Source organism: Chryseobacterium indologenes, assembly GCF_002025665.1.
Taxonomy (GTDB): domain Bacteria; phylum Bacteroidota; class Bacteroidia; order Flavobacteriales; family Weeksellaceae; genus Chryseobacterium; species Chryseobacterium metallicongregator.
In genome coordinates, this window is the sequence record NZ_CP018786.1 from 4079682 (window position 1) to 4093441 (window position 13760).

At 34.6% G+C, this 13760-nt stretch carries 15 protein-coding genes; 5 read left to right on the forward strand and 10 right to left on the reverse strand.

Features of this window, described 5'->3' with window-relative positions:
• Positions 1 to 159: 159 nt before the first annotated feature.
• The 5 genes from BUE84_RS18410 to BUE84_RS18430 all read right to left on the reverse strand — a co-directional run bounded on the left by BUE84_RS18410 (position 160) and on the right by BUE84_RS18430 (position 4899).
• The gene (locus BUE84_RS18410) at positions 160 to 1902 is read right to left on the reverse strand and encodes a helix-turn-helix domain-containing protein (protein ID WP_079242958.1); all 1743 of its coding nucleotides are present in this window, start codon (positions 1900 to 1902) and stop codon (positions 160 to 162) included.
• Between the two features lie 156 nt (positions 1903 to 2058).
• A complete protein-coding gene (locus BUE84_RS18415) occupies positions 2059 to 2700 on the reverse strand; it encodes a hypothetical protein (protein WP_079242959.1) in 642 nt (213 codons plus the stop codon).
• Positions 2701 to 2707: 7 nt separating this feature from the next.
• Positions 2708 to 3781: a fatty acid desaturase family protein gene (locus tag BUE84_RS18420; RefSeq protein WP_158521386.1), complete on the reverse strand. Its 1074-nt coding sequence runs from the start codon at positions 3779 to 3781 to the stop codon at positions 2708 to 2710.
• Positions 3782 to 3799: 18 nt separating this feature from the next.
• Positions 3800 to 4264 (reverse strand): hypothetical protein, encoded by a 465-nt coding sequence (locus BUE84_RS18425; RefSeq protein ID WP_079242961.1) that lies wholly within the window; start codon positions 4262 to 4264, stop codon positions 3800 to 3802.
• The gene (locus BUE84_RS18430; protein WP_079242962.1) at positions 4261 to 4899 is read right to left on the reverse strand and encodes a hypothetical protein; all 639 of its coding nucleotides are present in this window, start codon (positions 4897 to 4899) and stop codon (positions 4261 to 4263) included. Before BUE84_RS18430 ends, BUE84_RS18425 begins: the two co-directional genes overlap by 4 nt.
• Before the next feature lie 105 nt (positions 4900 to 5004).
• On the opposite strand from BUE84_RS18430, the gene BUE84_RS18435 reads away from it, so the two are divergent.
• The 5 genes from BUE84_RS18435 to BUE84_RS18455 all read left to right on the forward strand — a co-directional run bounded on the left by BUE84_RS18435 (position 5005) and on the right by BUE84_RS18455 (position 10525).
• Positions 5005 to 5934: a helix-turn-helix domain-containing protein gene (locus tag BUE84_RS18435; protein WP_079242963.1), complete on the forward strand. Its 930-nt coding sequence runs from the start codon at positions 5005 to 5007 to the stop codon at positions 5932 to 5934.
• Positions 5931 to 6737 carry a helix-turn-helix transcriptional regulator gene (locus tag BUE84_RS18440; protein ID WP_079242964.1) on the forward strand — a complete coding sequence of 269 codons (807 nt, stop codon included), beginning with the start codon at positions 5931 to 5933 and terminating at the stop codon, positions 6735 to 6737. Before BUE84_RS18435 ends, BUE84_RS18440 begins: the two co-directional genes overlap by 4 nt.
• A gap of 120 nt (positions 6738 to 6857) precedes the next feature.
• On the forward strand, positions 6858 to 7697 hold the full coding sequence (locus tag BUE84_RS18445) for an SDR family oxidoreductase (RefSeq protein WP_079242965.1): 840 nt from the start codon (positions 6858 to 6860) through the stop codon (positions 7695 to 7697).
• Positions 7698 to 7863: 166 nt separating this feature from the next.
• A complete protein-coding gene (locus BUE84_RS18450; protein WP_079242966.1) occupies positions 7864 to 8778 on the forward strand; it encodes a helix-turn-helix domain-containing protein in 915 nt (304 codons plus the stop codon).
• 94 nt (positions 8779 to 8872) lie between these two features.
• The gene (locus tag BUE84_RS18455; protein ID WP_079242967.1) at positions 8873 to 10525 is read left to right on the forward strand and encodes a serine hydrolase domain-containing protein; all 1653 of its coding nucleotides are present in this window, start codon (positions 8873 to 8875) and stop codon (positions 10523 to 10525) included.
• 48 nt (positions 10526 to 10573) lie between these two features.
• On the opposite strand, the gene rimM is transcribed toward BUE84_RS18455, so the two are convergent.
• From rimM to BUE84_RS18480, 5 genes are all read right to left on the reverse strand, one after another.
• Positions 10574 to 11116 (reverse strand): ribosome maturation factor RimM, encoded by a 543-nt coding sequence (gene rimM / locus BUE84_RS18460; protein WP_079242968.1) that lies wholly within the window; start codon positions 11114 to 11116, stop codon positions 10574 to 10576.
• Between the two features lie 14 nt (positions 11117 to 11130).
• Positions 11131 to 11697, reverse strand: coding sequence for a 30S ribosomal protein S16 (locus BUE84_RS18465; protein WP_079242969.1), 567 nt, complete (start codon positions 11695 to 11697; stop codon positions 11131 to 11133).
• Positions 11698 to 11897: 200 nt separating this feature from the next.
• Positions 11898 to 12410: a nitroreductase gene (locus BUE84_RS18470; RefSeq protein WP_079242970.1), complete on the reverse strand. Its 513-nt coding sequence runs from the start codon at positions 12408 to 12410 to the stop codon at positions 11898 to 11900.
• Positions 12411 to 12515: 105 nt separating this feature from the next.
• Positions 12516 to 12965, reverse strand: coding sequence for a hypothetical protein (locus BUE84_RS18475; RefSeq protein ID WP_034698989.1), 450 nt, complete (start codon positions 12963 to 12965; stop codon positions 12516 to 12518).
• A 147-nt stretch (positions 12966 to 13112) separates the two neighbouring features.
• The gene (locus BUE84_RS18480) at positions 13113 to 13643 is read right to left on the reverse strand and encodes an SRPBCC family protein (protein WP_079242971.1); all 531 of its coding nucleotides are present in this window, start codon (positions 13641 to 13643) and stop codon (positions 13113 to 13115) included.
• Positions 13644 to 13760: the final 117 nt, after the last annotated feature.

The window sequence follows — 13760 nt, forward strand, 5'->3', positions numbered from 1 at the left end:
TATTGTGCACATACAAAATAAATGGTTGTGTTTTTACCTGAAGCAAAGATGCAGGAAGTGGAAGAATGATACAAGGGAATGCTTTATAGATTCATAAATTTATATACCTAAAAACATGAATCTATAAACAATAAACAAATGAAAACCAATGAATTAAACTTAATCTAAAGACATGTTTTCAATTTCTTTCAAGTAGATAGAAAGTGGTGTTCCGGTTCGTTTTTTAAAGGCTAAAGTGAAGGCCTGCTCATTATTATATCCTAATTCTTCGGCGATAAAAGTGATTTTATAAGACCTGAATTTTTTGTCATTGGCCAATCTGCTGATGGCATAATCAATACGAAGATCATTAAGATAGGTTGCAAAGTTTTTCCCTTTATAAGTATTGATAATTTCTGACAGATATTTTGAGTTTGTTTTTATTTTTTTGGCAAGACTTCCCAATGTAATTCCTTTATTCAAAAACTGATCATTGTTTTCAAATATTTCTAGTTCTTTTAAAATATTCTGGGCAATATCTTCAGAAATAGTTCTGGATGTTTTGTCCTCAACATTTTCTGTACTGATTGTTTGAACAGGTGCTGCTAAAATTTCATTTTTAATTTCCTGATCTCTGTTTTTTTCTCCTTTATTTTCATTAACAGATTGAATAAGATCCTGAGCAATCTTCTTATAGTTCTTTTCAGATTTCTTATATTTAAAGTAAACGTTGATAAACAGCAGATGTGATATCAATAAAAGACTTAAGACAATATAGAAAAGACTTTTTCTTTTGGTAAGCTCATTGGTAATACTTTCTTTTTCCTGTTGAAGTTCCGGAGTATCATATCTTCTCGGAAGCTCTCTGGAAATATATCTGAACTGCATATCCAAAACCTGATCTACTTTTAAAAAACGGTCTACATAATACAGTTGTTTTTCCTTATCACCGTTTTCTTTATAATAATCAATAAGATAGGTATATACATCTCTCAGCTCAGGATAGATATAGTTGGTTTTAAGAACCAGAGAATCTATCTTCCTGAAAAAGCCTACTGCTTTTTCTTTTTCCTGAATTCCGGCATAGGATTTTCCTAAATACAAAAGCGTATAATTATGATTTCTTTTACTGCCATTATTTTTTGTAAAGAAATATTTTTCGCATTCCAATAAGCCATCGATCGCTTTCTGATAATTTCTGGAATGCAGATTATAATATCCAAGCAGCCCAAGATTCTGATGATATCGGTAAACATCTTTATTTTTTTTAGAATCCAGCAACCCGTCCTTTATCAATACATAAGCAGAATCCATTTTATTGATCTCTATGTAAGCATCCGCCAGATTCAGTTTGAGAGAATTTTTCTCATCTTCATTCATATAATCTGCATCATAAGCATAGTGTCTCAGTACTTTTGCTGTCTCTGCATGTTTTCCGATATAATTGTTCAGGTAGGCAATACTGATATGGGCCATAGCAATCTGCCTCTTATTTCCTTTTTCTTTTGCAAATTTCAGTCCCAGGATATAATTATTAAATGCAGATTGAAGATTATCATTCTTAGAATATAAATTTCCTCTTAGCAAATAAATTCTCGCCGGATAGGTGTTTTCTTTGGAATTTTTTGTGATATACTGTAAGCTGTCTAAGTATTTTAATGCGTTGGGTAAGTCTTCATCAAAATGAAGCATAACATATCCTTCAGCAATATGAGTGGTGTTTTTTTCAGCTTTTGCCTTTTTAAGATAATAACTGGCTATACTTTTACTGTTTTCCTCATCCGTATGATTGCCATAGAATTCCTTTTCCAATTCCTCATAGGTACGTTGTTCCAGAGTTTTTTTTTCAACATTCAGAGTTTGTGCATGATAAAACACAACCCCTATAATTAAAAACAGTAGTAAAGATTTTATTTTCATCATTCATCCTAGCTATATTACAAAAATATTATTTTTCTTCAGTAGATTCACCACTCCTTTTGCTTTTTTTCCATGTATTCATCCATATTTTCATTAAAATTTATAATAATAATTCAACAAAAAGTGAATACATACTAAAGATTATACTCTTTTCGAATATCATTTCCACTCTACTTTACCTTCCAGATAGTATACTCTTCCATTGCTCTCATAAAGAAGATCATATCCTTGAGAGGTCAGATAAAAATGACATACCTTCATTTCACCGTTTCTGTCTTTAAACTGAAGAACTGCAGGACACATTTTAGCCTGATCCATTTTCTTTACAATAAGATTAAAATCCTTCTGAATATTTTTTTTATTGTACAGAGACAACATCCGATCATTAATAAAACGAATATATTTTAAAGATGACAGAGGATAAGTAATCAACTTAAAAGGCTTTCCTGCAAGCTTCGCAGCATTCTCATTGAAAAAATTCGTGATCGAAATACTATCCTGTGTAATAGTTTTCACCACACTTGATTCATATCTCTGACCATCTGCAAATTCCATACTGTATATAGCTTCCATCTTAATGGCAAAACCTTTCCCAGATTTTCTTAAATCTGTAAGATCTGTAAATTCTTTTCCTTTCTTAATAACGATCAAAACATTTCCTTCTCCGAAATCACAGGTATAAAATTTTTTATAATCAAAAGGTTCTTCTGTTTGGATATTCACAGTACCATTCGTGGTAATTTGTGAAAAAACACGTACTGAAAACAGGAATAAAAATACTATTAATTTATAATTTTTCATGGTTTGATTATTTACTTAATTGTTTCAGGTATTGATAGTGTGAAGCTACAGCATCCACAATACCTTTCTCATGGTATGGAAAATTATTTCTTGCAGCTGCTCTTTTGATTGCAGGAGTAATAATAGTATAAACTGTGTGTGGCAGACCTGGAAAAAGATGATGTGCCGCATGGGAATTGAACCCTCCGAAAATCCAGTTGGCGAAACTGTTGGTTGGATGATAATCCAATGAAACTGCTAGCTGATGTTCATAATAATCATAAGGTAGATATCCATTTTCATCTGCTTGGGGGAAATCGGTTTCAAGACTCAGGTGAGAAATAATCAGAGTCAAAACAAAAAATAATGAAATCGTCACATGCATGATAATAAAAGAGATGAAAATTGTCATGACCGAAAAATCTGTAAAAAGCGCTGGCAGTATCAACATATAACCGAAGTAAGCTAATTTTAGCAGGATAACTTCTGTTACAGATAGGATAGAATGTTTCTGATTTCTGAGATTAGCCAGGTCTTTTTTCCTTACATAAATAAAATCTTTGATCATAATCCAATGCAAGGTGTAAAAACAATACAGCACAGTAGCATATAAATGTTGATAGGCATGAATTCTTCTTTTGGGATGATGTACAGACAGACGCAAAAAAATATTATCATCGATATCAGCATCACAGCCATCCACATTAGGAAACACATGATGAGAGGCAATGTGTCTTTTCCTCCACAATCTTGCATTTACGCCCTGCAGGTTAAATGTGATATAATAAATAATCCGGTTGAGTTTTTTATACTTTGAGAATGTGTTGTGCACACAATCATGAGCACAATTAAAAGCCAACAATATTCCGGTAAGCCCTAAAGCAATATAATTCAAAGTTACCAGCCAGTTCTTATCTGATATATAAGGATTGAAAAGATTGACATACAAAAGCAAAAAGGTAAGAGAATAAAACAGGAATTTTATGATCATCAGTCTTCCTGCCTTTTTAGTCACTTCATCTGTAAGCAATATATTCACCTCTTCACGCAATTCCGAATAGAAAGGAGAGGTTGCTTTTTTAAATCTGATTTTTGGTTTCATAATCATTATGTTAGTCATTTAAAAAACAAGGTTAATTCCTATACCGTAGCGAAATCCTTTAATCGGGAACGGCTTATACGTGTTATATTCAAAGTTGTACCCGAATTCTGCACAAAAGAAATGGTAGAAATTGATTCCTGCTTTGGGTGAAACCGCATAAGGTGAAACTCCTGCGCCCGCATATAAAGAGGATACTCCGGCACCATCCTGAAACGAAACAACTTTTCTGAAATAATCAAACTCAGGAATAACCAACAATCTTCTTTCGTCCCACCAGTTAAAGTGACCTCTTAAGCTGTAGTAATTTTTATCCCCATCAGTCAGTTTTGTTCCTATTGACCAAAATGCTTTGTTATCCATTGAAGTTCCTTCAATTCTGGTACTGACAAGAATAGCCAGCCATTTTTTTTCTTTGATTTCTTCAAACTGGGCTTTCAGAAAGCCACAAAGAAATACTGCGGTGATTGCAACAAATTTTTTCATAACTCCTTATTTACTTTTTGTTTTTTAAAATTCCAGTTGATCAAAGGAAGTTTCCTTCTTCCATTCTCATTCCATCCACCAATCTGGATTCCTCTGAAATCTTTACATTGATTGTACAAACCGATCTGTATTCCTCTGCATTTCTGCCCGATATTGGCTAATGGTGCTACAGAAATACCTTTCATCTCATGATGCAGGTAAAAAAATGGAGAAACAGACATTCCGTTGGTCACTGCATAAGTGCTGACATTGCTTGAAATATTGATTTCCAAACCATTGGTAACTGTGGGTTCCATGTTGATGATTGACAACTGCAAACCATTAATGGTATTCATTTTTTCACGGGGAACAATGGCATAATCATGGTTTCCGGGTGGCTGTAAAGTGAAAAGCATCAATGGCGGAAGAAAAATCCCAACAAAATTGAATCCCATACCTAAGCCATTTACTTTTTTAGGCTTAAAATGTTCTTCTTCGTCAAAATATTTAAATAAAATTCCGTTGACATTTTTGGCAGTCTTTGAAGGTGAAGCTGCAATCAGTCTTGGTTTCAAAGAATCTGCTTTTAGCCTGTCTGATGCATAAACCAGACAGTTGGTTAAAAGAACTGCTATTAATAAAATTCGTGTTTTCATAATTCGTTATTTTAAAATTACAGTTCAAAATTATCAGCGAAAGGCTTAGTTCCGAATGTGAAAAAAAATTAAAAAAAATACTACATTTGTGAAAATCACAAAACTATGCACCAGGAAGCTCTCCTCAAGGAAATCCGAAGAAAAATCGGTGAAAAATCTTTAAATGATGAGATCGCCAACATTCTTAATATCAGCTATGATGCGGCTCACAGAAGAACTTCTATGAAAGCTAAGTTCAGTTTTGAGGAAGCTCTGGAGCTTGCCAAATACTATCAGATCTCACTGGATCAGTTTTTGGGAACAGAAAATCAATTGGTAGTCAAGAGAACACAGCCTGTAAAAACTACCGAAGATCTTCTCAACTACTTCGAGAACTCTTTAAAGATTTTGAATGTTTTTCAGAATATTACCAATTCTAAAGTATTTTATTCAGCAAAAGACATCCCGTTTTTTTATACGATTTCAGATTCAGTGCTCTCCCGTTTCAAGTTTTATGTCTGGATGAATCTACTGAATCAGGATAAATTTTTAAGCCCTTTTCACGAATTTAATATGGAGTACCATTCTGTAAAAAATGAAATGCTGAAAGATCTTTATGATAAACAAAATGTAACGGAAATATGGAATGACACCACCATTATGAGTGCATTGAGACAAATTTCATTTTACTATGAAATGGGATTGTTAAAAAAGAATGATGTGGATCTTATTCTGGAGGATCTGAGAAAATTGCTGGAAGGACTTGAAATCAAAACACTGGAAAAAAGTAATTTCCAAATCTATGTGAATGATTTAGTCATTTTAAACAACGCTATTCTATTCAAAAACGAAGAACAATGTTCCTTTTTTGTACCTTTCAGCATGTTCGGATATATGATGACCAACGATAAAATAACATGTGAAGATTCTTTGAGCTATTTTGAGCATCAGATCAAAAACTCCAGATCACTGAATGAATCCGGGAACAGAGAAAGGAAAATGTTTTTTAATAAAATGTATGAACAGATTGACCGATTAAAACAGAATTTATTATGAATACGCTTCGTAACGGCGAATATTTTGGAGATACCAATCAAAGAGTCAATTTAGATGGATTGACCATCACCGATACGGAGTATACTCATCCTTATGTAGACTGGCATTATCATGAAAATGCTTATTTCACTTTTCTTCTTCAGGGGAATATGACGGAAGGAAACAGAAAGGAAGTCTATGGCTGCTCTGCCGGAACATTATTGTATCATCATTGGGAAGATCCGCATTATAATATTAAACCGGATATTTTCACAAGAGGCTTTCATATTGAGCTTTCGCAAAGCTGGTTTAACCGGTTTGATATTCAGAAAAATAAAGTGGAAGGCAGTTTTAACATAAAAAATCCGGCTTTAAAACTATTGGTTTATCAGATGTTCAAAGAAACCAAAGGTGATGATATTTCATTTGAACTGGCTTTTAATCAACTATTACTAAATCTTTTCGGTCAGTTGACCCATCAAAAAGAAAGCACAGAAAGAAAACCTTTATGGGTAGGCCAGATTAATGAAATTCTGCATGAAAGCTTTACAGAAAGCCTTAATCTAACAGAACTTTCCAAAATCCTGAACATCCATCCTATTCATCTCAGCAGGGATTTTCACAAATATTTCCATTGTAACCTGGGTGAATATCTCAGAAAATTAAAACTCAATAAATCTCTTGAGCTTCTTACCTTACCCCATTCTTTAACGGACATTGCATTAGAATGCGGTTTTTCAGATCAAAGTCATTTTATCAGATGTTTTAAAGAAAATATGGGCATCACTCCTTTGAAATACAGGAATCTTTTGAAAACTCATTGAAATCATTCCGAATAAAATCACCATTCACGATTTGGATACATCATTCCCCGATTCGGCTACATTTACCTTTTCGTAAGTTTCCATCTTTGTACCATCATTTAAACAAAAAAATATTTAAAAATGGAAACAAAAAAAGTATGGTTCGTGACAGGAGCTTCAAAAGGCTTAGGATTCGAGTTGGTAAAAAAATTACTATCCGAAGGATTTCAGGTTGCTGCTACAAGCCGTACCGTTGAATCCCTGATCTCCTCCATCGGAGAAACTTCAGAAAACTTCCTCCCGCTCAGTGTCAACATCACAGACAATGATGACATCAAATCTTCTATTGAAAAAACAGTTAAGCATTTCGGACGAATTGATGTAGTGGTCAACAATGCAGGATATGGACAAATCGGAACACTGGAAGAACTGACAGATGAAGAAGCAAGAGAAAATTATGCTGTGAATGTTTTCGGAACATTGAATGTGATCAGAAATGCAATGCCTTACCTTCGTGAACAAAGATCAGGAAACATCTTCAATATTTCTTCTGTTGGTGGATATTCTGCTAATTTTCCGGGTTGGGGAATCTATTGCTCTACAAAATTTGCTGTTGCCGGATTTACGGAAGCTCTGGCTGAGGAAGTAAAAGACTTCGGAGTTCATGCTACGGTTGTTTATCCCGGATATTTCCGTACAGATTTCTTAACCAAAGATTCGGTGAAAACACCTGCAAATCCTATTCAGGCTTATGAAGCTGCAAGAAATTCGGAACAGGCTCACCTTAACGAAATCAATGGAAACCAACCCAATGATCCTGAAAAAGCAGCGGATGTTCTGATCCAGATCAGTAAAGAAAAAAATCCTCCGGTACATTTATTATTAGGGGTAGGAACAGTGGAATTCCTGAATAACAAAATTGATATTTTAAAGAAAGACGCTGAGAAATGGGAAAGCCTTACTGTTTCTACAGCAATTTAATCTGCTAATATCCTTCGACTCCGCTCTGACTGACATTCTTCATACTTGATATTTCAATTTATACAGATGAATTAAATATAAAGTTTCACAAAAGTTAGTCAGAGCGGAGCCGAAGACTTATAAAACCAGGCTTTATACTTTTTACAAAAACAACTAACTTCGTTCTATGAAACAGCCCGTTCGTTTTAATTCTATTTCAGATTTTCATGCTTTCTGTAGCCTCCCCAATCCTGAGCATCCACTGATCAGTTTGGTAGATTACAGTAAAGTCCGCTATATTGTAGACCACGAAGAACTGAAATGGATTCAGAATTTTTATTCCATTGGTCTGAAAAAGAATGTAAGCCCAAAGTTCAATTATGGACAGCAACAATACGATTTCGATTCTGGAGTACTGTGTTTTGTTTCGCCGCAACAATATTTAAACCTTGAAATCAATCCGGATGTAGAAGTAGAACCTACCGGATTTTTATTGTTGATTCATCCTGATTTTCTGTGGAATACTTCATTAACCAGAAAAATAAAATCATATGATTTCTTTAGTTATCAGGTGAAAGAAGCCCTTTTTCTTTCTGATAAGGAAGAGAAAATTCTTATTGATATTTTTAAAAATATTGAACGGGAATATCAGGCCAATACTGATAGATTCACGCAGGAATTGATCATTGCACAGATTGAATTATTACTGGTTTACTCTGACCGTTTTTATGAAAGACAGTTTTTCACCAGAAAAAAATCAAGTCACGAATTATTGTACAAATTCGAAGACATTCTTTCTCAATATTTCGAAAGTGGAAATCTCCTTGAAAACGGGATTCCATCAGTGAAGTGTATTGCCGAACAGATGAATATTTCACCTAATTATCTGGGAACACTTTTACGTCTTCACACCCAGCAAAATACACAACAGCACATTCAGAATAAATTAATTGAATCTGCCAAAGAACGTTTAAGCACCACAAGTTTATCTGTAAGTGAAATTGCTTATGAATTAGGATTCGAGCATCCACAGTCTTTCAGTAAACTCTTCAAACAGAAGACCAATCAGTCTCCGGGTGAATTCCGAAAGTTATTCAATTAGATTTCGTAGAAGATCAATACTACAATAGAAATGTTAATTTCATTCTATTTTGTGATGAGGAAGTTCTGTATTTTTGTTTAAATACTTCTTTAAAATGAAACCTATTCTATTATTGATCTTTATTTTTACAGTTTATTTCTATCAGGGACAAAGTAAAGATATAATCAATGCTGAAAAAACAGAGCATCCCAATCAAAAAAAGTATACCGGGAAAATTGTTTTTCTTACCCAAAACATTGCCACGGAAAACCTGAAAGATTCCGATATTGTTCCCTCTACAGTATTGCAGGAGAATGAAGATCTCAGAATTCATGCTTTCTTTGATAACTCTCTGGTCAATTATCTTCATCAGCTAGAACCCAGCTGGTCTGTGGATGAATTGCTAAAAAAAGGAAATTATCAATTCTCATTTTACGTAGATGGAAAGCTTATCTATAAAGAAAATCTTAATACTGGTGCAGGAACTCCGGACCATAAAAAAGTAAAAACCACATTACAAATTCCTCTTATCAGCAGTAAAAATGAAGATTCCTGGGGAAGGTATTTATGGATGCGTTTTTATATGGCTCATAACGGAATTGATTCACTGACAGCAGGAAATCATATTTTAAAAATTGAAATCAGACCTTATCTCAATACTGCTACAATCAAAACGGAATCAGTCATTGCAGAAGGACAAATCAATCTTACGGTTCCTGCTCAAAATATTACGGAGCAGCAAATCGCCATCCAACCTATTCAGCCCAATAGCGGATGGAAGGTGTCACAGGAAAAAATCAATACTGAAACCATCAGAACCCTGAATAAGAAAATTGCAGAAAACAGGTTTAAAAATATCACCGGAATTGTCGTTATAAAGGGGGGAAAATTACTTCTTGAAGAGTATTTCAACGGGTCTGGAAGAGACTCGTTGCAGGACACACGATCGGTAGGAAAATCTTTTTCTTCGGCTTTAACGGGGATGGCCATCAAAGAAGGATATCTAAAAAATGAAAACCAGAAACTGAGTGAGTTTTATGACCTGAAGCTTTTTAAAAATTATTCTTCTCAAAAAGATAATGTTACCATCGAAAGTTTACTGACAATGAGTTCAGGATTTAACGGGAATGATGAGGATTATGAATCTCCCGGAAATGAAGAAAATATGTACCCCACTGAAAACTGGGTGAAGTTTACCCTGAATCTACCGATGGCAGAGAATCCCATTGCCAAAAACTGGAATTATTTCACCGCAGGAGTAGTATTATCCGGAGATATTCTGGATAAAAGTGTTCCACACGGATTAAAGAATTATGCAGATAAAAAGTTGTTTCAACCTCTTGGAATTACAAACTACAAATGGCAGTTTACACCCCAGCAAAAGCCTTCACTGGCGGGAGGTCTTCGTATGAAAGCACTTGATTTTGCAAAATTCGGGCAATTGTATCAAAATAACGGGATCTGGAATGGAAAAACCTTATTGAGTAAGGAATGGATTAAGAAATCTTTCACCAATTATTTTACAGACAATCCTGATTTTGAAGGATATGGATATTTATTCTGGAGAAAGGTTTACACTGTTGGAAACAAAAATTATGAAGCATTCCAATCCAGTGGAAATGGGGGAAATAAAATTATTATTTTTACGGAAATACCTGTTGTGATCGTGATTACCGCACAAGCTTACAACAAACCTTATGCCCACCAGCAATCTGAAAAAATAGTACAGGACTATCTTTTACCAGCCTTGAATATGAGTAATGAATAATCAGTAATGAGTAATGTGGAAAAGTGAAAAGAATTGCTTATTGCAAAACTATTCGTCTTTTTTCGAAGGAATCAGAAAAACATCAATAAGACCTTCAGGAAGTTCCATTTTGATTGTTCTTTCTTCCCTGTCAACTGCAAGAATCCAGTCTTTGATCATAGGAATAACCACTTCTTTTCCATCCAGATTGGTAATGAAATATACCTGTGCAGTCTGATCATTTACGGATCTGATTACTCCACAGTTGTTATCATTCTGGTCAAAAATTTCAAATCCGATGATTTCGTGGTAATAGAATTGTTTTCCTGAAAGCTTAGGCAGTGAAGCAAGTGGAAGGTAAACACTTTTACCCAACACCTGATCTACCATAGCCTCAGAAGAGTTTTTGAATGCAAGATTCAGAGCATCCAGTTTGCTCCATGATGATTTTTCAATAAAAAATGGAACCAATAATCCGTTGATTTCAACGAATATTGATTCCAATTTATTGTAAAGCTCGGGTTGATCGGTATCCAATTTAAGGATCACGTTACCCGCAAGTCCATGTCTGCGTGTGATTTTTCCTAAAAAATAGCAATCTTCTTTACGCATAACAGGGTTTGTTCTTAAGCTTCAGTGTTTTCTTCAGTTTCAGCAGCAGGAGCTTCTCCTTCTGTAGCTTCAGCAACAACTTCTTCAGCAGGTGCGTTTGCAGCTTCTTCAGCAGCTTTAGCATCAGCTTCAGCTTGTGCAGCAGCAGCAACTCTAGCTTCGTTTACTTTTACTTCAGCCTCTAAAGCAGCTTTCTTAGCATCAGCTTTAGCAGTTGCTAAACCATCTACTTTACCTTGTACTTTAGAATCTTTAGCTTCTACCCAAGCATTGAATCTTTTTTCAGCTTCAGCTTCGTCAAAAGCACCTTTAGCTACACCACCTTGTAAGTGTTTTTTGTAAAGAGCACCTTTGTAAGATAGAATAGCTCTAGCAGTATCAGTAGGCTGAGCACCGTTGTTTAACCACTGTACAGCAGAATCAACGTTCAATTCGATAGTTGCCGGGTTAGTAATTGGGTTGTAAGTTCCTAGTTTTTCGATGAATCTACCATCTCTTCTAGATCTAGAATCTGCAACCACGATGTGGAAAAAAGGTTTTCCTTTTTTACCGTGTCTTTGTAATCTGATTTTTACTGACATAATGTTTGAATTTTACGGGAACTCGTCCCAGTTAAATATTTAAGAGTGCAAAGATAGTAAAAAAGTTTGAAGTAAAAAGCTCCAAGTAGAAAGTTTTATAAAATTCATTTTTTTTTCAGAAGCCGGGAACCTGCTCTCGCTACTCGCTTTTTTCTTCTACAAAGAAAAAGAGCTCAAACAAACCGCTCCATCAGGGCTATTTATTCCAAATTTCCCATATAGAAAAGTCCCAGACATTTCTGGTTTTCCTCAATGATCAGAGAGTCTTTCAGCTCGTCCACAATTTTGGGAGAACTCCAGTAACATCCTATATTATTTGCGGTACAGGTAAGATACATATTCTGAACCGCCATTGAAGTCGCCGCTATTTCTTCCCACTCAGGAACCATTCCGCTGAAATTGACTACAATAGAAACTACAACATCTGCTTTATTGATTTTAAAACCAATATCGTTGTATTTTTTTTCCAAGAAAAGCTGTTCTGGAGTAACCGTTTTATAGATAGCCTGCATTTCTGATGCAAGCTGTGCTTTTTCTTCTCCTTTGAATATTTTGAAACGCCAAGGTTTAGTCCGTTTATGATTGGGAGCAAACGTGGCAGAGTTTACAATCTCCTCCAAAACTTCCTGAGATATTTCTGCTTCTGTATAATCTTTTGGGAAAATACTTCTTCTTTGCTCTATAATTTCTTTTAAAATGGATGCATTATTCATGTAACAAAATTACGAAAAAGATGGAAGCAGGAAGCAGAATGAAGGAAGTTTAATCTGTAACGAGTGATAAAGATCCCGAAAGTTTATCAACATTACTTTTTACTTTTACAAAACCTCAATAACCTTCTGATGGATTTTGTTTAAGGTAAATTCATCTCCGGATTTCATACCCATCATCTTTTTAGCCATGGGACTTTCCGGAGAGATGGCGTAGAACCTGTCTCCCTCAAAAAAGAACTCTCCCAGTGACACAGAAATATAAAACCTTGCCTTATTGGTAATGACCAGTGAACCAAGCTGTACTCTTTCTGTAGCCGTATTCAGGACTTTTGCCATATTTCTTTTAAGATCATTCAGAGCACCAAGCTGTCGCTGCATCTGATAAATTTCCTCCTGCATTTCTTCTCTCATACTGTCATATTTAGGAGTTTTTTTGATGTCACGGCTGGCTTCCAGGGTAAATTCAATAAAGTTTTTAAGCTTTTCAATTTTCTCTGTTATGGTAGTTTTCACAAAGTCTCTGATATCACTTTTTTCAAATACAATCTTCTCCATACAATCTATTCTTTATATAAAGATAATATTTTAGAATAATATTTCTCTGACTTTATACAAAAACGTTAACAAAATAAAGGGAAATATGATTTATTCGAATAATAGGTTCTCATAAAAAAGCCCTGTAAAATTTACAAGGCTTTTTTATTATTTTTCAGCAAGCTTTTTCAGATCGCCCAGCCCCTGACTGAACATCTTATCCATATTGCTATTCATCATCGGCTTCATAATCTTCATCATAGGAGTAAGCTCATTATCGATCATCCATGTCACTTTCGTTCCGCTTCCTTCAGGAATCATAATAAAATTAGCTTTCATATCTCCTTCAAAAGGTTCTATAAAGTGGAGTTTCGTAGCCATTTTCTGGTTTGCAACCAGTTCAGTAATGGATTGTTCACCTTCTCCTACATTTTTATCACCCTTCCAGTGATAAGAATCTCCTACTTTATCGCCGTTCCCTGAATAAGTAATGACAATGTTTTTATCAGCTTTGGAAAAAGGATCCCATTGGTTATACCCTTTTAGATTACCTGTATAGGCCCATACTTTTTCCTGTGGTGCATTGATAACGATTGATTTTTCATAGTGATAATCTTTACTGAAAGCCAGTACGGCAATAACAGCATAGATAAGAATCAGTACAATGATGATACCGATAATTTTTAAGAGTGTTTTCATAGTCTATATATTTAAGGTTATTTATTTTAATGATGACTTTTAAATCTGTTCTCAAAATTAAATATTCCCACATCACTCCTTCTTTCCATATGACAAGATTAATTAAAGATAAGGTAT